This is a genomic window from Actinomadura sp. ATCC 39365 (assembly GCF_054392275.1).
In genome coordinates, this window is sequence record NZ_CP184335.1 from 10,717,302 (window position 1) to 10,735,738 (window position 18,437).

At 73.7% G+C, this 18,437-nt stretch carries 12 protein-coding genes; 6 read left to right on the forward strand and 6 right to left on the reverse strand.

Annotated features, from left to right (window positions below):
* The first annotated feature begins 59 nt into the window (after positions 1-59).
* The 3 genes from ACNF49_RS51180 to ACNF49_RS51190 are packed head-to-tail and all read left to right on the forward strand — an operon-like array spanning position 60 to position 3,444.
* The gene (locus ACNF49_RS51180) at positions 60-626 is read left to right on the forward strand and encodes an ABC transporter ATP-binding protein (RefSeq protein ID WP_498703681.1); all 567 of its coding nucleotides are present in this window, start codon (positions 60-62) and stop codon (positions 624-626) included.
* On the forward strand, positions 626-2,881 hold the full coding sequence (locus ACNF49_RS51185; protein ID WP_482942195.1) for a YhgE/Pip family protein: 2,256 nt from the start codon (positions 626-628) through the stop codon (positions 2,879-2,881). Before ACNF49_RS51180 ends, ACNF49_RS51185 begins: the two co-directional genes overlap by 1 nt.
* Entirely contained in the window at positions 2,878-3,444 is a 567-nt protein-coding gene (locus ACNF49_RS51190) for a TetR/AcrR family transcriptional regulator (protein ID WP_352349411.1), read from the forward strand. Before ACNF49_RS51185 ends, ACNF49_RS51190 begins: the two co-directional genes overlap by 4 nt.
* A gap of 4 nt (positions 3,445-3,448) precedes the next feature.
* On the opposite strand, the gene ACNF49_RS51195 is transcribed toward ACNF49_RS51190, so the two are convergent.
* A complete protein-coding gene (locus ACNF49_RS51195; protein WP_357970674.1) occupies positions 3,449-3,970 on the reverse strand; it encodes a cysteine dioxygenase family protein in 522 nt (173 codons plus the stop codon).
* Between the two features lie 117 nt (positions 3,971-4,087).
* Here ACNF49_RS51195 and ACNF49_RS51200 point away from each other — a divergent pair, with 117 nt between their 5' ends.
* The 3 genes from ACNF49_RS51200 to ACNF49_RS51210 all read left to right on the forward strand — a co-directional run bounded on the left by ACNF49_RS51200 (position 4,088) and on the right by ACNF49_RS51210 (position 10,381).
* Complete coding sequence (locus tag ACNF49_RS51200) at positions 4,088-4,969, forward strand: LysR family transcriptional regulator (protein WP_357970431.1); 882 nt, start codon at positions 4,088-4,090, stop codon at positions 4,967-4,969.
* 21 nt (positions 4,970-4,990) lie between these two features.
* Positions 4,991-5,620 (forward strand): LysE family translocator, encoded by a 630-nt coding sequence (locus tag ACNF49_RS51205; RefSeq protein ID WP_357970429.1) that lies wholly within the window; start codon positions 4,991-4,993, stop codon positions 5,618-5,620.
* 84 nt (positions 5,621-5,704) lie between these two features.
* On the forward strand, positions 5,705-10,381 hold the full coding sequence (locus tag ACNF49_RS51210) for a hypothetical protein (protein ID WP_482942196.1): 4,677 nt from the start codon (positions 5,705-5,707) through the stop codon (positions 10,379-10,381).
* Between the two features lie 1,825 nt (positions 10,382-12,206).
* Here the strand turns inward: ACNF49_RS51210 and ACNF49_RS51215 are convergent.
* The 5 genes from ACNF49_RS51215 to ACNF49_RS51235 are packed head-to-tail and all read right to left on the reverse strand — an operon-like array spanning position 12,207 to position 18,403.
* Positions 12,207-13,793, reverse strand: coding sequence for an acyl-CoA synthetase (locus ACNF49_RS51215; RefSeq protein ID WP_482942197.1), 1,587 nt, complete (start codon positions 13,791-13,793; stop codon positions 12,207-12,209).
* Positions 13,793-14,941 (reverse strand): thiolase family protein, encoded by a 1,149-nt coding sequence (locus ACNF49_RS51220; RefSeq protein ID WP_357970420.1) that lies wholly within the window; start codon positions 14,939-14,941, stop codon positions 13,793-13,795. Before ACNF49_RS51220 ends, ACNF49_RS51215 begins: the two co-directional genes overlap by 1 nt.
* A 3-nt stretch (positions 14,942-14,944) precedes the next feature.
* On the reverse strand, positions 14,945-15,964 hold the full coding sequence (locus ACNF49_RS51225; RefSeq protein WP_357970418.1) for a thiolase family protein: 1,020 nt from the start codon (positions 15,962-15,964) through the stop codon (positions 14,945-14,947).
* Complete coding sequence (locus ACNF49_RS51230; RefSeq protein WP_357970415.1) at positions 15,961-16,863, reverse strand: Zn-ribbon domain-containing OB-fold protein; 903 nt, start codon at positions 16,861-16,863, stop codon at positions 15,961-15,963. Before ACNF49_RS51230 ends, ACNF49_RS51225 begins: the two co-directional genes overlap by 4 nt.
* The gene (locus ACNF49_RS51235; protein WP_357970412.1) at positions 16,853-18,403 is read right to left on the reverse strand and encodes an acyl-CoA synthetase; all 1,551 of its coding nucleotides are present in this window, start codon (positions 18,401-18,403) and stop codon (positions 16,853-16,855) included. The genes ACNF49_RS51230 and ACNF49_RS51235 overlap by 11 nt, the downstream gene beginning before the upstream one ends.
* Positions 18,404-18,437: the final 34 nt, after the last annotated feature.

The following is an 18,437-nucleotide window of genomic DNA, read 5'->3' on the forward strand; positions in this document are numbered from 1 at the left end:
GCACCGCATCACGAGGTAATCTTTTGTACTGACCAGTCAGTTCAAGAGATGGGGTTGTGGTGATCGTCGCGGAGGGCTTGTCGATCGAGGGGGTGTACCCGGCGGTCTCGCTGAAGGCGGGCCCCGGGACGCTCACGGCGGTCGCCGGGCCGGCGGGCAGCGGGCGTACGAGCCTGCTGCTCACGCTGGCCGGGCGGATGAAGCCGACGACGGGCACGCTCTCCGTCGCCGGGCACACCAGGCCGCGGGCCATCCGCAAGGCGGCGGCGCTCGCGCTGGTGGACGGCGTGACGGATCTCGACAGGGCGCTGACGGTCAAGGAGCACCTGCGGGAGCGCAGGCGCAGGCCGTACCAGGAAGTTCTGAAGCGGGCGGGGCTCGCGGCGCCGGACACGACGCCGGTGAGCGAGCTGGACCGCGAGCAGCAGGTGCGCCTCGGCGTCGCCCTGGCCCTGCTGGACGAGCCCGCGGTGATCCTCGCCGACAACGTGGACGCGGGCCTGCCCGACGACCGCGTACGGGAGCTCTGGGACCTCCTGCGCGACCTCGGCGCCGGCCTCGGCACGGCCGTGGTCGCGACCTGCGTGCGCCCGCCCGCCCGCTACGACCACCTCGTGGAGCTGTGATGAAGGGCATGCTGCGGTCCCGGTTGACCCGGGCTGCGCTGGCGGCGGTGATCGTGCTGCCGCTGCTGTACGCCGGACTGTACCTGTGGTCGTTCTGGGACCCCCAGGGCAACCTCGACCGGGTCCCCGTCGCGCTGGTCATGGAGGACCGCCCGGCCACGGTCGACGGCAAGACCCTGCACGCGGGCCAGGACCTGGCCGACGAGCTGCGCGAGCGCAGGACGTTCGCCTGGCACGAGGCCACGCCCCGGCAGGCGGCCGACGGGGTCGCCGACGGCAGCTACTACCTGTCGCTCACCGTGCCCGCCGACTTCAGCGCCCGCCTGGCCTCCCCGTCCGACGACACGACGACCCCCACCCCCGCCCAGCTCGGCCTGCGCGTGGACACCGGCCGCAGCTACATCGTCGGCAGCATCTCCGACGCGGTCTTCAACGAGGTGCGCGCCGCCGCCGAGCGCACGGCCATCCACGACTACTTCGACAAGGTCTTCGTCTCGATCGGCGACATCCACGACGCCACCACCGAGGCCGCCGACGGCGCCGGCAAGCTGCACGACGGCGCGGTCAAGGCCGGCGACGGCGTCTCCCGGCTCAACTCCGGCCTCGGCACCGCCGAGAACGGCGCCCAGCAGCTCTCCGTCGGCCTGAACAGCGCCAACACCGCCACCGGCAAGCTGCGGGACGGCTCGGCCCAGGTCACCGGCGGCATCGGCAAGGCGCAGCAGGCCATCGGCGAGCTGCGCGACGGCCTGCGCAAGCTGCGCAGCGAAGGGACCTCCGAGCTGCGGAAGGGCACCAGGAAGGCGGCCGACCAGGTCCACACCCAGACGCGCGCGGTCAACCAGCTCGCCGACAAGTACGTGCCCGTGCTGAACGAGTGGGGCCCGAAGGTCGCCGACGCCGCCGAGCAGGTGGCCGACGCCGCCGACCGGCTGGCGGACGGCTCCGGCACGGGCGCCGGCGCGACCCGCGCGGCGGGCAGCGCCCGCGAGGCCGCCTCCCAGGCCCAGGCCGCGCTCGACCGCCTCGGCGCGGACGCCGACCCCGAGGTGCGCTCCCTGCTGCGCAGCGCGGCCAACGCCGCCGAACGCGCCGCCGAGCAGGCCGGCTCGGCGGGCACCGGCGGCACGGGCGGCGCCTCCGCCCTGTCCGCCCAGGCCCGCGAGCTGGCCAGGAACGCCAGGAAGATCGCGGCCGTGGCCCCGCAGATCGGCCCCAAGGTCGACCAGGTCAGGACCCAGGTGAACGCCCTGGACGACGGCCTGGCCAAGCTGGCCGCGGGCGCGGCGACCGTGGACGCGAGCCTGGCCAAGGCCGGCACCGGCGCGGGCACTCTCTACCAGGGCGCGACCAAGCTGCACGACGGCTCGGCCCAGGTCACCAGCGGCCTCGGGCAGCTCGGCGGCGGGCTGGTCAAGCTCAGCGACGGCGCGAGCACGCTGCGCACCGGGGTCGGCCGGCTGCACGACGGCGCGGGCCAGGTGGACAAGGGCATGGACCAGCTCGCCAAGGGCTCGAAGGACCTGGCGGGCGGGCTCGGCGAGGGCGCGGAGAAGATCCCCGACTACGACGCCCGGCAGCGGGCCGCGCGCGCCGACGTGATGAGCGACCCGGTGCGGCTGGCCAAGACGGTCGACAACGAGGTCCCCAACTACGGCACCGGGTTCGCGCCGTTCTTCCTGCCGCTGGCGTTGTGGGTGGGCGCGATGATCACGTTCATGGTGCTCAAGCCGCTGAACCAGCGGCGGCTGGCCGGCACCCAGGGCGCGGTGCGCATCGCGCTGGCCGGCTGGCTGCCCGCGGTGGCGCTGGGCGCGGCCCAGGTCGGGGTGCTGGCGGCGGTGCTGCGCTTCGCGCTCGGCCTGGAGGCGGCGCACTGGCTCGGGGTGATCGGGCTGCTGCTGCTGGCGGGGGCCGCGTTCCTGGCGGTGGTGCAGGCGGTCAACGCGCTGCTCGGGCCGCCCGGCCGGGTGGTGGGGCTGGCGCTGCTGATGCTCCAGCTCACCTCGGCGGCGGGGACGTACCCGATCGAGACCTCGCCCGGCTTCTTCCAGACGATCTCGCCGTGGCTGCCGATGAGCTGGGTCGTCTCGGCGCTGCGCAGGCTGATCAGTGGCGGCGATCTGACCGTGGTGTGGCAGGCTTGCGGCGTGCTGTCCGCATTCCTCGTGCTCGGGCTCGCGCTGACCACCCTCGCGGTGGAGCGCGGCCGCGTCTGGTCCATGAAGCGCCTGCACCCCGAGCTGTCGCTGTGAGCAGGCAGGACACCCGGGCGAAGGTGTTCACGGCGGCGGTCGAGCTGATCGCCGAGCAGGGCTACGCGGCCACCACGGTCGACGCGATCGCCGAGCGCGCCGGGGTGGCCAAGGGCACCGTGTTCTACAACTTCGGCAGCAAGGAGGGCCTGTTCTCCGCGCTGCTGGAGCACTCGATCGAGCGGCTGGCGGGCGCGCTGGCCGCCGCCGACACCGGCGAGAGCGGTGTGGCCGCCCTCGACTCGGTCGTGCTCGGCCAGCTGCGCTTCTTCGAGGAGCACGGCCCGTTCGCCCGGGTGCTGCTGGCCGAGATGTGGCGCACCGCCTGGCAGGAGGCGGTGGCGCGGCTGCGCGAGAGCGCGCTCGGCGTGTACGCGGGCGTGCTGCGCAGGGCGGCGGCCAGCGGCGAGATCCGCGCCGACCTCGACGTGGAGACGGCGGCGACCGCCCTGTTCGGCATGGTCCTGACGGTCGCCATCGAGCGCCGCGCCCTCTACCCCGAGCGGCCGATCGAGCAGACCCACCAGACCCTGGTCGAGCTGCTCCACGGCCGCATCAGGTGAGGCGTCAGCGCACCGGCAGCTCGTAGACGCGGCGCACGCTGCTGCCCAGCTTGCCGACGTCGGCGCCGTACACGTGCAGCGACACCCCGACCTCGTCGCTGGTGTTGAGCACCATGTGGATGTCGCCGGGCGGGGCGAAGCCGCTGACCTCGCCCGGCCGGTTGTCGGCGCGCCCGATCTCCACCAGGTGGTCGCCCATGTCGCGGTAGAGCGTCTCGTGCTCGATGCCGCTGAGGATGCCGAACGTGCACCAGGACACATGGTCGTGGATCACCGTGTACTGGCCGGGACGCCACACGACGGCCACGATCGAGAACTCGTCCTGGGCGTGCAGCAGGTGGGAGGAATAGCGGTCGGGCGTGCCGAGGCGTTCCTCGGGCGTGAGGATGTCCATGCCGGGCAGCCGGTCGCGCAGCACGTCGGCGACGGCGAAGGCGGTCTCGCGGGCGCCGAGCTTCCTGGCCACGATCTCGGAGATGCCGGACACCAGAACGTCGAGCCCTGGCCTGGTGGTGGTCGCGACCATGTTCACGGTGTCCCCCTAGGGAAAATGCGGCAATTTGTCCTCCCTCTCTACGGTGGCCCATGGCGATCGATAGGTCCAACAGAAGTCTTCTGGCCTATTGATAGATACGATTGATGAATGCTCGATGTCGCCCGGCTCCGCGTCCTCGTCGCGGTGGCCCGCAAGGGGTCGCTCACCGCGGCCGCCAAGGAGCTCCACTATTCCCAGCCGTCCATCAGCCACCACCTGGCCCGGCTGGAGGCCGAGACCGGCGCCAAGCTCGTCCAGCGGGTGGGGCGCGGCATCCGGCTGACGGAGGCGGGCCGGCTGCTGGCCGACCGCGCGGCCGACATCATCGGCCGGATCGACGCCACGGCCGAGGAGCTGGCCGCCCACGTGGGCCTGCGCGAGGGCCGCGTGCGGCTGGCCGCCTTCCCGTCGGCGCTCGGCACGTTCATCCCGTCCGCCGTCCGCCGCCTGGCGGCCGCCCATCCCGGGCTGCGCCTGGAGCTCACCGAGACCGAACCGCCCGAGGCCCTCAGGCTGCTGCGCGCCGGCCGGGTCGACGTCGCCGTCATGTTCCGGTACGACGACACCGCCCCCGAGGACGCCGGCCTGCACCTGATCCACCTCCTCGACGACCCCAGCTACCTGGTCTCCCCCGAGCCGGGCGGCGAGCTGGCCGACCACGCCGACTCCCCCTGGATCGCCGGCTGCGACCGCTGCCGCAGCCACCTGCTCGACATCTGCGCCAAGGCCGGGTTCGAGCCGCGCATCTCCTTCACCAGCGACGACATCGTGGCCGTGCAGGCGCTCGTGGCGGCCGGCATGGGCCTGACCGTGCTGCCCGGCCTCGCGCTCACCGCCCACCGCAACCCCGACGTCGAGGCCACCCAGGTGCCCGGCTCCACCAGGCACGTCTACGCCGCCGTCTACGGCGAGCCGCCACACCCGCCGGCCACCGGCGCCCTGCTCGAAGCGCTCGGCGCGAGCCTGCCGCCCGCCGGGGAAAGCCGTTGACGGCCTCCTTACGATGAACACATGCCGGACATCACGCATATCGCGCTGTTCTGCGTGGCCACGATGGGACTGCTGCTGGTCCCCGGCCCCGCTGTGCTCTACATCGTCACGCGCAGCGTCTCCCAGGGCCGGTCGGCCGGGTTCGTCTCGGTGCTGGGCGTGCACACCGGCTCGCTGGTCCACATCGGCGCGGCGGCCCTCGGCCTCAGCGCGCTGATCGCGGCCTCGGCGACCGCGTTCACGGTCGTCAAGTACGTGGGCGTGGCGTACCTGCTCTGGCTCGGCCTGCGCAAGCTGATGAAGCGCGGCGGGGAGTCCGAGGAGGTCGTCGAGCTGCAGGTGCAGTCCAGGCGGCGGCTGTTCTGGGAGGGGTTCGTGGTCAACGTGCTCAACCCGAAGACGGCCGTGTTCTTCCTGACCTTCCTGCCGCTGTTCACCGTCCCGGCAGCGGGGCCGGTGGGACCGCAGATCCTGATGCTCGGCGGGTTGTGGCTGGTGCTGGGGATGGCCAGCGACGGCATGTACGCGCTGCTGTCGTCCACGCTGGCCGGACGGCTGCGCGGGTCCGTACGGGCGCGGCGGCGGCTCGACGTGGGCAGCGGCCTGGTGTACCTCGGGCTGGCCGCCTGGCTCACAACCGAGAAGGCATGACAAGCCGCGAAATTTCCCGCTCTTAATGCGATAGTGAGATCGATCGGGGGACGAAAAGCCGGGACGTAGCAGCTAGGCGGACCCATGGACGCGCCACCGCACCGCCTCGGCCTCGAACGAGTCGTCGAGGTCTACTCGGGGCACGACGACGTGGTCGGCGTGACCGGGACCGGCCATGTGATCGGCACGGATCTCGTGCTGACCTCGTCCCTCGTGGTGGACCCCGGGGCGCCCTGCCAGGTGCGCCCGCCCTGGTCGTCCCGGTGGGCGGCGGCCGAACAGGTCTGGCGCGGGCACGGCGCGGCGCTGCTGCGGGTGCCCGGACCGCCCTGGGCCGACGTGCCGGGCATCGGCCACGTCCGGTGGGCCGCCCTGGCCGGGGAACGCGTGCCGTGCCTGGCCATGGGGTTCCCGCAGGCGCGGCGGCGGTCGGGGTTCAGGGACGTCCGGGTGCTGTCCGGAACCGCCGCCGCCCCCACGGGCCCGGCGTCGCGGACGCTCGGCATGGACGTGCCCGGCCCGCCGCCTCCCATGGAGGTGTGGGCGGGCCTGGCCGGGGCCGCGCTGCTGGCCGATCCCGCCGGGCAGGTCGCCGCCGTCGTCACGGCCTCGGCCGCCGGGCACGCCCGTGGGCGGCTCGACTCGGTGCCCGTGGGCGTGCTGCTGGGCGACGAACGGTTCCGCGAGCTGACCGGGGCTGCGCCGGGTTCGCTGGAGGGCGTGTCCGCCGGTGACGGGCGGGTGGTCCTGTCCGGGCTGCTGTCGCCGGCGCGGGAGCCGTTGCCGTCCGACTGCCCGGACTGGCGGCTGCTGCTGCCGCGGCACGCCGTGGTGCCGTACTCCGGGCGGGACGGGCAGCTCGCCGCCCTGCGGGCCTGGGCCGGGGAGCGCGCCGAGCTGTCGGTCGCGGTGGTGACCGGGCGGAGCGGCACGGGCCGTACCCGGCTGGCCGGGGAGCTGTGCGAGGAACTGCGGGAAGCGGGCTGGGACGCCGGTTTCCTGGCCATGGACGCCGCGCTCGCCGCCCTGTCCGGGCGCGCGGCGGTGTCGCTGGAGGCGGTGCGGCCCTCACTGGTGGTCGTGGCGTCGCCGGAGCCGTCCGCTCCGCTGGTGGGCGAGCTGGTACGGCGGCTGGCCAAGCACGGGCACAACCCCCGCGTACGGGTGTTGCTGCTGGCCCGCGAGCCCGGCGAGGCGGAGTGGTGGCGGCGGGTGGACACGGCGGCGGGCGGCTGGCTGCGCCGGGTCAACACCACGACCGTGCAGCTCAACCAGCATCCGCTCACCCTGAACGAGCGCACCGAGCACGCGTTCACGGCCATGAAGGCGTTCGCGCCGAGCCGGGCCGCGCTCCCCACGCCCCCACGCCTGGACGACCCCGAGTACGGCCTGCCGCTCCGCGTCCACCTGGCGGCCCTGCTGCGGCTGCGCGGCGGCGAGTCGGAGGTGCTGCCCGCGCCCGCCGTCCCGGGGGCCCTGCCGGGCGGCGGGATCGGCGCACCGCCCTACCGGACGGCGCCCGAGCCCCGCCCCGGGACGTCCTGGAACGCCTTCCGTCCCGGCGGCCGGAGCGGGACCCCGACGCGCGCGGTGGTGACCGTCGGCGAGGAGCTGCTCAGCCGCTTCCTCGACCGCGAACGCGACCAGTGGGCCACCGTCTGGCCCGCCGGCCGCGACCAGGTGGACGAGACCACCGCCCGGCAGTCCGTCGCCCTGCTCACGCTCACCGCCCCCACCCCCGCCGAGCTGCCCGGCCTGCTGTCGGCCGTGCCCGCCCTGCACGGCGACCCGCAGGCCGCGGCGGTCGTCGCCGACTGGCTGGGACGCGTCTTCCCCGGCGTCGACCGGCTGTGCCCGCTCGGGCCGGACCTGGTGGCCGAGCAGGCGCTCGCCGAGACCGAGGACCTGGACGCGCTGGTCCTGGCCGTGCACGACCACGAGCGGCGGACGGCCGGGCACCTGGCACGCCTGCTCGACGTGCTCCGCCTGGGCGCGGAGCGGGCGGAGGTGGGGCGGGCGCTGCGTTCGCTGGTGACGTCCAGGATCGGGGCGCTGGTCGCGGAGGCGGCGGCGAACTCCGCCACCCGGCTCGGCGACCTGCTCAACGCCGCGCTCACGCAGCTGCCGGCCGACCGGGCGACGATCGCGGCGGTGGCCGCGCTGCCCCGCGGACCGCAGGCGGAGCTGCGCATGGATGCGCAGGCGGCTTCCCGGACGGATTCATGGGGCGCTTCCCGGGCCGAGCCGCAGCTCGGGCTGCGGGCTCTTGAGGTGACGCTGGCCGAGCTGGCCGTACGGCACTTCCGTGCAGGTGGCAGGCGGACCGCGCTGGCGGGGGCGCTGGCCCGGTTGTCGTCCCGGTTGTCGGCCGTGGGCCGGGTGGGCGAGGCGGTGGTGGCCGCCGCCGAGGCCGTGGAGATCTTCGCGGCCGCTGCCCCGTACGAGGAGGCGGCCGGTCAGGCGGAGGCGCTGTTCGTCCTGGGGGCGTGCCTGCTGCTGGCGGGCGAGTCCGGCAGCGCGCTCAGGCCCGCCCAGGAGGCGGCGACCCGGTTCCGCATCCTGGCCGAGGACGGCCCCCGGTACGCGGGACGGGCTGGGCAGGCGTACCACAACCTGGCGTGCGCGCTGCTGGACTCGGGGCGGACGGCCGAGGCGGTGGAGGCGTTCGCGGCGGCGGGCGGCACCGTCGAGATCGCCACGACCCTGGCCGACATCCTCACCGCGAACACCTTTCCAGCCACCCCCACTCCCCTGAACCAGCCCCCCACCCCCTGCCAAGCCCCCTTACCCCCCGCCGGACAAGCCCCGTCACCCAGCCTCGAACAGGCCACCACGCCCGGCGCCGGACAGCCCGGCATCACCAGACCGGCCACCACACCAGACGCCGGACCGCCCGCCATTCCGGGCGTCGTCAGGCGGGCGCCCGCGCCTGTCCCGCCATTCGCTGCCCCCGCCCCTGGTCCCGAGCCCGGGGCGTTGCCCGAGTTGGCCGCCTGTCTTGCCGTGGCGGCCACCGCCGCAGTGGCGGGCGCGGCGCCGACCGACAGGGATCTGGCTCAGCGGTTGTGCCTGCTGGCCAGGTGGCTCGGTGAACACGGCAGGGCGGCCGAGGCCGTCGCCCCCGCCGCAGAGGCCGTCGTACGGCTGCGCGGCCTGGCAGGCGAGGAGCCCGGCCTGCGGCTGATGCTGGCCGAGGCCGCGAGCCTGTTGGCCAGGCTCCACCGCGAGCTGGACGACCTGGACCCGGCCGAGCGGTTCGCCACCGAGGCGGTGCGGAACCTGCGCTCGTTGGTCGCGCTCGAACCCGACGAGCACCGCCCGGCCCTGACCGCCCAGCTCCTCGACCTGGGCGAACTGCTGCTGACCGACGCGCGCCCCCGCGAGGCGCTCGACCCGCTCCAGGACGCCGCGATCCTCGCCGCCGAACTGGACGAACGGCACACAGCCGCCAAGGCCCGCTCCAGGCACCTGCTCGCTCTGTGCCTGGCCGAACTCGACCGCCCCGCCGACGCCCGAGCCCACCTGAAGGCAGCGGCCGGTCTGTACGACGCCCTGAGCGCCGAAGACGCGTCCTACCGGCGACATCGGGAGGAGATCCGAGCCTGGCAGGAGTCGACGACCGACCCCACCGCCGCCGCCGGAGAACCCGAACAGCCCTGGATGACAGCCCTGATCACCCCGCCACCCGACGTGGCCAGAGCCGAACGAAACCTCGCCGACCGCCGCGCCGCCCTGGAGGCCGCTGACGGGCCTGTACCCGCGAACGACCCTGTGGGCCTGGAAGGACCGCAGGTCGCGGCAGGGCCTGGCGTCGCAGGAGAGCCGCAGGGCGCCGGTGGGTCTGCGGGCGTCAGAGAGGCACATGGCGTGAAAGGGCCGCAGGTGGCAGGACGGCCTGAGGCCGCGGAAGGGCCGCAATTCCCAAACGGACCACAGACCGCGAACGGACCACAGACCGTGAACCGGCCGCAAGCCGAGCGGGTGCAAGCGTACGCCGCCGCACAGGCCGCACTGGCACGCGCCTGGGCCGAAACGGGACGCGCCCGCGACGGGCTCCTCCTCGCAACCCAGGCCGCCGACCTGCTACGACGCCACACGGCACCGAACCACCCTCAGGCCATGGCGAACGGCACGGAAGCAACCGCCACGGACAACACAGGCACAGGCAGCGCGGGCGCGGGCGGCGCGGGCGCGGGCGGCGCGGGCGCGGGCGGCGCGGGCGCGGAGGGGGTGGAGTCGGTGGGGGGATGTTGGGTGGCGCGGTCGTGGGTGGGGCGGTGGTGGGGGCGGTTGGGCGGGCATTGGTGGGACTGGGGCGGTATCGGGAGGCGGTGCCGTACCTTCGGGCTGCCGTCGAGGCGTGCGGGCCGCAGGCTGAGGTCAGCTTCGTGGTGCAGCAGGAGCTGGCCAAGCTGCTCACCCTGGAGGTCGTGGCGCTGGAGGCCACGGGCCGCCTGGAGGCCGCCGACGGCGAGGCGGAGCGGCTGGTCGCGGTGTGCGAGGGGCTGGTGGCCGAGCGGCTGGAGCCCCCGGTCGTGCTGGCGGGGGCGCTGCGTCTGCACGCGGGCCTCCGGCTGGCCGCCGGGAACCTGTCAGGAGCGCTCCAATCGGTCACCCGCGCGCTGGACATCCTCGTGCCCGAGCCGCCCGAGCGCACCCGTCTGCTCACCGCCACCTGCCTGGAGCTCAGCGGCCTGTGCCACGCCGACCTGGACGAACGCGACCTCGCCGCCGCCGAGCTGGCCAAGGGGATCGCCCTGATGTCCGAGGAGGGCCCGCTCACCCGGGACCTGGCCGGCGTGCACGTACGAGCGCTGGCCCGCCTGGCCCGGCTCCGCGTGACCGGTCACGGCCCGTCCGCCGGAACCGACCTGTACGCCCAGATCCTTCGGGTACGCCCGCTGCCCCACCCCGACGTGCTCACCACGGTCGTGGACGAGCTGTCCGCCCATCTGCGCGCGGCCACCCCCAGGACGGCCGCCAGGCTGCTGCCGCTGCTGACGGCGTTCGCCGAGGCGTTGGAGCGCGAGGCCCCGGTCAGCGAGAACCCGCTGCTCCACGAGCGGTTCGGCCGCTGCCTCATGCTCAGCGGCGCGACAGCGGCTCCGGCCGTACGCGTCCACAAGGGCCTGGCCGCGTTCGACGCCCGCCACCGGCACACCCTGGGCCTGGCGCTGGCCGCGCTCGGCGACGCCGACCTGACCGTCCTCGAGCAGGCCGTGGACCTGTTGTCCGAGGACGGGAGGGCGCTGGCCGAGACGCTGAACAGGTACGCGGTCAGGCTGTTGGAGGCCGGTCGGCCGGTGGAGGCGCTGGCCCACTCCGAACGCGCCGCCGACCTCTGCGACGAGCTGGACGAGCCCGCCGTCGCCGCCGTCACGTACGCCCAGCTCGGCGCGGCCCTGGCCGTTCTCGACCGTCCGCAGGCCGCGCTGGAGGCGGTGACCTGGTCGCTGGCCGAGCAGGAACGCGCCGCGGAGGCGCGGGGCGGCGAGGCCGGGCTGCTCGGCGTGCGCGCGCAGGCGATCCAGGTGCGCGGGCAGGTGCTGCGCGCGTCCGGCAGGACGCAGGAGGCGCTGGCCCACCTGGTGGAGGCCATGCGGCTGCACGTCCGGCTGGCCCGGCCCGCGGCGGCGGCCGAGGTGGCCGGGACGGTCGCCGACGACCTGCTGGCCGCCGGGCGTCCCGAGGAGGCCGCCGAGTACGCCAGGATCGCCGTCACCGGCCTTCCGCCGCGCACGCTCAGGCATGCCCTGGCCACCCAGCGCCTGGTCAGGTGCCACATGATGCTGGGCGAGGCGCGGGAGGCGGGTGCGCTGGCCGAGGAGCTGATCCGGCTGGCCAGGCGGGCGCCGGGCGAGCTGACGTACCGGGCGATCCTGGCCGATTCGCTCGCACAGAGCTCGGAGCTGCTGCCCCTGCTGCGGCCCGGCGCGGCGGCGGAGGCCGAGCAGCGGGCCCGCGCGGCCATCGCGATCTACGACGAGCTGCTGACCACGGGCATGAACGCCGAGGCGCTGCACGTCAGCCGGGCGGGCGCCGGGCTGACGCTGGCCGCCGCGCTCCGGCTGCGCGAGCAGCCGGCGGCGGCGGTGAGGCCGCTGCGCGAGGCCGTCGCCGCGCTCGAACGCCATGCGCCCGCGAACCCCCTGCTCGGCGGCGTCCTGTCCCGCGCCATGCTCATGCTGGGCGACGCGCTGATGGAGTCGGGCCGGGCGCTGGAGGCGAGCCTGGTCTTCCATCGCGGCGCCCAGGTCATCGACGACGAGCCGGCCGCCGCCGTCGCCCACGCCCGGCTCGGCTTCTGCCAGCAGGAGCTGGGCAGGGACGACGCGGCCGACACCGCCCTCCGGGTCGCGCACGGCCTGCTGCGCGGCCTCCTGACCACCGGCGGCACCGGCGCGGACGGCGCGAACCGCGGGACCGGCGAGCTCACCGAGTTGCTGCGCGACGTGCTGCGCGGCCGGCTGCGGCTGCTGGAGAAGTCCGGCAGACGCGAAGAGGCGGCCCAGGTGGAAGCCGAGCTACGCACGACCTAGCCCCCGGGGCGGCGCGAGGACGCCGGGCAGGAGTGCGTTGAGGATGGTCAGGAGGTGGCGGCCTCGGCGGTTTCCCTGGCCCAGCGGTAGTCGGCCTTGCCGGCGGGCGAGCGCACCATCTCCTTCACGAACGCGTACGAACGCGGCACCTTGTACCCCGACAACGACGCCCGGCAGTGGGCGTCCAGCTCGGCGGCGGTCACCTCGACGCCGGGACGCGGCTCGACCACGGCCGCCACCCTGCTCCCCCACCGGTCGTCCGGCACGCCGGTCACCACCGCGTCGAACACCGCCGGATGGCCCTTGAGCACGGCCTCGACCTCCTCGGGGAACACCTTCTCGCCGCCGGTGTTGATGCACTGCGAGCCGCGGCCGAACACGTGCACGGTGCCGTCGGCGTCCACGGTCGCCAGGTCGCCGGTGAGCAGCCAGCGGGTGCCGTCGGGGTCGGTGACGAACGTGCGCGCCGACTTGTCCGGGTCGTTGTAGTAGCCGAACGCCACCCGCCCGGACCTGGCCACCGTCCCCATCTGCCCCGAACCCGGCGGAACGGGACGTCCCCGCTCGTCCAGGACGCTGATCCTGGCCGACGGGTTGGGCTGGTAGCGCAGCCCGGTCTCGGGCGTGGAGCCGGGCAGCGCGGAGGCGGTGTAGCCGGACTCCGTCGAGCCGAAGCTGTCCACGATCATGACGTCGGGCAGCAGGCCCTGGAGCCGGTCGCGGACCGCGCCGCTCAGGATCGCGCCGGTCGAGCTGACGACGAACAGCGACGACAGGTCGTACGTGCCCGTCTCCAGCGCCTCGGCCAGGGGTCTGGCCATGGCGTCGCCCGTGATGCTCATGGTGAGCACGCGCTCGCGCTCGACCGCCCGCCACACCTCGCCGGCCTCGAACTTGGGGACGAGCACCATCGTCCCGCCCGCCCACCAGCTGATGAAGGTGGCCATCTGCGCGGCGCCGTGCATGAGCGGCGAGGTGGCCATCATGATCATGGGGGTGGCCTTGACGGCCTCGTCTACGACCTCCTGCGGGGTGGTGCGCGGGTCGCCGTACGGGTTGCCGCCGCCGAAGGCCATGAACAGGTCCTCGACGTGCCACATCGCGCCCTTGGGCATGCCGGTGGTGCCGCCGGTGTAGATGATGTAGACGTCCTGGCCGGTGCGCGGGGCGAAGCCGCGTTCCGGCCTGCCGCGCTCCAGCGCCGCCTCGTACGGCACCGCCGAGGCGATCGACGACTCGCCGCCGACCGCGATCAGGTGCTCCAGCAGCGGCGCCTGGTGCGCGACGGCGGCCACGCGGGGGTCGAACTCGACGTCGTAGACCAGCGCGCGCAGGTCGGCGTCCTGGTAGAGGTAGAGCAGCTCGGCCTCGACGTACCGGTAGTTGACGTTGATCGGCACGGCCCGGATCTTGAGCGCGGCCAGCAGGCCGGCCAGGTACTCCACGCCGTTGTACAGGTGCAGCCCGACGTGCTGGCCCGGCCGTACGCCCAGGTCGGCGAGGTAGTGGGCGAGCCGGTTGGCCTCGGCGTCCAGCTCGGCGTAGGTGCGCCGACGGTCGCCGCAGATGACGGCGGTGCGGTCGCCGATCGCGTCGGCGAGTGCCTCGAACAGGTCCGCGTGGTTGAACTCCATCAGGGTCTCTCCCGTCCGACGATCCACATCGCGAAGAACTGGGCTCCGCCGCCGTAGGCGTGGCCGAGCGCCGTGCGGGCGCCGTCCACCTGGTGCTCGCCGGCCTGGCCGCGCACCTGGAGCGCGGCCTCGGCGAACCTGATCAGCCCCGAGGCCCCGATCGGGTTGCTCGACAGCACGCCGCCGGAGGCGTTCCAGGGGATGTCGCCGTCGAGGGCCGTGGCGCCGGACTCGGTCAGCTTCCAGCCCTCGCCTTCCGCCGCGAATCCCAGGTTCTCCAGCCACATCGGCTCGTACCAGGAGAAGGGCACGTACACCTCGGCCACGTCGATCTGGCGGCGCGGGTCGGTGACGCCGGCCTGGCGGTAGACGTCGGCGGCGCAGTCCTTGCCGCCCTGGGGGCTGACGGTGTCGCGGCCGGCCCGGAAGATGGGCTCCGAGCGCATGGCGGTGCCGTGCACCCAGGCGGGGGTGCCGGTGACCTTGTGCTCGGCGGCCAGGACCATCGCGCACGCGCCGTCGCTGGACGGGCAGGTCTCCAGGTAGCGGATCGGCTCCCAGAGCATCGGCGTGGACTCGACCATCTTCTGGTCGATGCCGGGGATCCTGAGGTGGGCGTAGGGGTTCTTCAGCGCGTTGAGCCGGTCCTTGACGGCGACCAGCGTGCCGATGTGGCCGGGCGCGCCGGACCTGCGCATGTACTCGCGGATGTGCGGCGCGAAGTAGCCGCCCGCGCCGACCACGAGCGACGCGCTGAAGGGCAGGTGCGTGGACAGCGCCCAGGTGGCGTTGGACTCCGACTGCTTCTCGAAGGCCACCACCAGCACCCGATCGTGCACGCCGCCCTGGATCAGGCTCGCGCCGACCAGCGCCGTCGAGCCGCCGACGCTGCCCGCGGTGTGCACCCGCATCATCGGCTTGCCCGCCGCGCCGAGCGCGTCGGCCAGGTACGCCTCGGGCATCATCACGCCCTCGAACAGGTCGGGCGCCTTGCCGACCACGACGGCGTCGATGTCCTTGAACGTCAGCCCGGCGTCCTCCAGGGCCCGCAGCGCCGCCTCGCGGACCAGGCCCGCGATGGAGACGTCCCTGCGCTTGGTGGTGTAGTGCGTCTGCCCGACCCCGATCACCGCGCACCGGTTGCCCATGATTCACGCCTCCAGGACCGTGACGAGGTTGTGCTGCAGGCAGGGGCCGCCGGCGGCGTGCCCGACGGTGCGGCTCGCGCCGCCGTCGAGGATGCGCCGCGCGGCCTCGCCGATGCGGATGAGCCCCGTGGCCATGACGGGGTTGGCGGCGAGCGGGCCGCCGGACGGGTTGATCACCGTGTCGCCGCCCAGTTCGAGCGCCTCGCGCAGGATGAGCTCCTCGTGCGGGAACTGGGCGTGCAGCTCGGCCACCTCGACCGGGCCCTTGCCGACCCCGGCGGCCCGTGCGGCGTCGGCCGCGGAGGCCGACCGGGCCAGGTCCCGCATGCCCAGGTAGTGGGGCTCGATGCGGTGGGCGATGCCCCTGACGAACGCGGGGCGGCTGGTGAGCCGTCCGGCCAGTTCCGCCGTGGCCAGCACGATCGCCGCCGCGCCGTCCGTGACGGGAGGCACGTCCGTCTTCCTGAGGGGTTCGACCGCGATCTCCTCGCCGTCCGGTTCGGGCAGGTCGAGCGCGTACGGGTTGCTCCTGCCGTCCGCCCTGGATCTGCGGACGATCTCGTCGAGCTGTTTCCTGTCCGCGTCGAGCGCGTTCGCCTGGAGTGCGGCCAGGGAGAGCTGGTCGAGGCCGAGGGGTTCCAGGTAGTAGGGGTCGAGCTGGAGGGTCATGATGGTGCGCAGGTCGCCGAGCGACGACTTGCCGAAGCCGTAGACCAGGGCGGAGTCGATGTCGCCGTGCTGGAGGCGGACCCACGCCTCGTACAGGGCCCAGGCGCCGTCCATCTCGACGTGGCTCTCGGAGACGGGCGGCCAGGCGCCGAGCGCGTCCAGGGCGCTGACGAACGAGAACGGCGCCCCGGCCAGGTAGTCGCAGCTCCCCGAGCAGGTGAAGCCGAACCTGGTCAGCCCGGTCCGCTCCTTGACCTCGCTGATCACGGGCAGGATCAGCTCGGGCTCGGTGAGCCCGGTGTCGTGGTCGGTGTGGACGGTCTGCGCGAACGCGACGATCGCGACCTCTCTCATGACAGCTCCACGTCGGGCTCGCCGGTGGGGGCGAACCAGCGGATGTTCGCCATGGACTTGCTCCGCTCCTCCTCGGGGACCCAGACGGCCCTGACCCGCATGCCCTGGCGCACCTCGTGCGCGGGTACGTCGCCGATCAGGGCGATCATGGGGATGTCGGCGTTGTCGAGCAGGATGTAGGCGGAGACGAACGGCACTTCCGGCGCGCGCGGATCCGGCAGGTTGTTGATGGCGAACGTGGTGATCGTCCCGGTGTCGGGCAGTTCGAGCGTCTCCGGGATGAGACCTCCGCACTGGGGGCAGGACATCCGGTAGGGCACGTACACCTGGTCGCACCGCTCGCAACGTCCGCCGAGGAAGACGCCGCGCTCGACGCCCTCCAGGAAGACGCGGAGCGAGCCGCCCGCCTGGAGGCGGTACTCGGCCCGCACGTTGGACACGATCTTCGTGACCTCGGGCGCGAAGTGGGAGATGTCGGTGATGTGGCCCGTGGGCCGGTCGCGCCACACCGGCCAGACCCGGGAGCCCTTCGACAGCGCCTTGGGGCCGTCGGCGGCGACGGCGTGCACGAGCGCGGTGTCGGCGCCGTCCAGCAGGATCGTGGCCCAGGCGAAAGGCTGGTCGAGCGGGTGGTTCTCCAGGGGCTCGGGCACCCAGGCCCAGGAGGTCACCGTGCCGGCCGGGCCGACCTCGACGTACTCGGAGGTGACGGGGTCGCCGGTGGCGGGGTCGTATTCGAGGGGCGGCACGAGCACCTTGCCCTCTTTCGTGCGCACTCCGACGATGCGGCGGCCGCGTAACTCGGTGAGGAAGCGCCCGATCACCGGCCCGGTCGTCCGGGTGTAGCCGCCGGGGAACTCCAGGACGTGCTGGGCGACCAGCGGATCGTCAGATGGCACGGTCGTGGCCCTCCCAGTACGGTGCGCGGAGCTTGCGCTTGAGCAGCTTGCCGTTGGGCTCCCGGGGCATCTCCGCGATGAAGTCGACGCTCTTGGGCCACTTCATCCGGGCCAGCCGGCCCTCCAGCGAGGCGATCAGCTCGGCCGCGAGCTCGGGCCCCGGCGCGACGCCCGGCGCGGGCTCGACGACGGCCTTGATCTGCTCGCCCCAGTCGTCGTCCGGGATGCCGAACACGGCCACGTCCGCGACCTTGGGGTGGATCATGAGCTCGTTCTCGATCTCGGCCGGGTAGATGTTCGTCCCGCCGGAGATGATCATGTCGGCCTTGCGGTCGCAGAGGAAGAGGAAGCCGTCCTCGTCCAGGTATCCGATGTCGCCGACCGTGAAGTAGTCCTTGAGCCGGTTCGCGGCGGTCTTGGCGGGGTCGCCCTTGTACTCGAAGGGCACGCCCATCATCTTCATGTAGATCGTCCCGGGCGTGCCGGTCGGTACGGGTTCGCCCTGGTCGTCGGCGATCAGCAGCTCGCTGATCGGCCAGGCGGAGCCGACCGTGCCCGGGTGCGTCTTCCAACCCTCGGGCGTGGCCAGGGTGCCGCCGCCCTCGGTGGCCGCGTAGTACTCGTAGATGCAGTCACCCCACCACTCGAACATCGCCCATTTGACCGGGACCGGGCAGGGGGCGGCGGCGTGGATCATCCACCTGAGCGAGGACAGGTCGTACTTGGCCCTGGTGGCCTCGGGGAGCGCGAGCAGACGCTTGAAGTGCGTGGGGACCATGTGGGAGTTGGTGACGCGGTAGCGCTCGCACAGCCGGAGCGTCTCCTCGGCGTCCCATCTGTCCATGTAGACGAGGGTGTGGCCCATGTGCAGGGCGCTGCCGCCGAACTGGGTGACGGCCGTGTGGTAGCTGGGCGAGGTGACCAGGTGCGCGTTGGGCGGCCCGGCCGTGATGCCGAACAGGCCGAGCAGGAAGGTCATCAGCTCGGCGCCGTCGTCGGGGTCGAGGCCGCTCAGCGTGCGCCTGACGCCCTTGGGCCGGCCGGTGGTGCCCGAGGTGTAGTGCATGGTGGCGCCGGCCGTGCGGCCGGGCGGCGCGGTGTCCGGTTGCCCGGCGGTCAGCTCGCTCGCCGGGCGGAAGCCGTCCTGGCCGCCGTCCCCGAGGAGGAAGCGGCGGTGCGGCTCGATCGCCTCGGCTCCCCTGGCGCCCTCCTGGAGGAAGCGGGGGTGGACGAAGAACGCCTTGGCCTCGCTGTCGGACACGATGTAGCCGATCTCCGGGCCGGTGAGGTGCCAGTTGATCGGCGTGTAGTACCAGCCGGCCTGGAGCGCGGCCAGATAGAGGACGAGGCCGTCCGCGCCGTTCGGGGCCAGGCCGCAGATTCCGTCGCCCGGCTCCAGGCCGAGCTCGCGTAACCCGTGGACGAGGCGGTTCGAACGGGCCAGGAGGTCACCCGCGCGGTGCTCCGTGCCGTCGGGGTCGACGGCCGCGATCCACTCGGGATCCGCCTGCGCCAGCCTCCAGAAACCGAGCGTGCCCATCTGATCTCCTCAGCTCAGGCGTAGCAAAACAGGA

Excerpts from the sequence above, each read along its gene's own strand:
- ACNF49_RS51185 (WP_482942195.1), top strand. The coding sequence starts at position 626 with ATGAAGGGCATGCTGCGGTCCCGGTTGACCCGGGCTGCGCTGGCGGCG.
- ACNF49_RS51195 (WP_357970674.1), bottom strand. The coding sequence starts at position 3,970 with ATGGTCGCGACCACCACCAGGCCAGGGCTCGACGTTCTGGTGTCCGGC.
- ACNF49_RS51200 (WP_357970431.1), top strand. The coding sequence starts at position 4,088 with ATGCTCGATGTCGCCCGGCTCCGCGTCCTCGTCGCGGTGGCCCGCAAG.
- ACNF49_RS51205 (WP_357970429.1), top strand. The coding sequence starts at position 4,991 with ATGCCGGACATCACGCATATCGCGCTGTTCTGCGTGGCCACGATGGGA.
- ACNF49_RS51210 (WP_482942196.1), top strand. The coding sequence starts at position 5,705 with ATGGACGCGCCACCGCACCGCCTCGGCCTCGAACGAGTCGTCGAGGTC.
- ACNF49_RS51215 (WP_482942197.1), bottom strand. The coding sequence starts at position 13,793 with ATGGAGTTCAACCACGCGGACCTGTTCGAGGCACTCGCCGACGCGATC.
- ACNF49_RS51220 (WP_357970420.1), bottom strand. The coding sequence starts at position 14,941 with ATGGGCAACCGGTGCGCGGTGATCGGGGTCGGGCAGACGCACTACACC.
- ACNF49_RS51225 (WP_357970418.1), bottom strand. The coding sequence starts at position 15,964 with ATGAGAGAGGTCGCGATCGTCGCGTTCGCGCAGACCGTCCACACCGAC.
- ACNF49_RS51235 (WP_357970412.1), bottom strand. The coding sequence starts at position 18,403 with ATGGGCACGCTCGGTTTCTGGAGGCTGGCGCAGGCGGATCCCGAGTGG.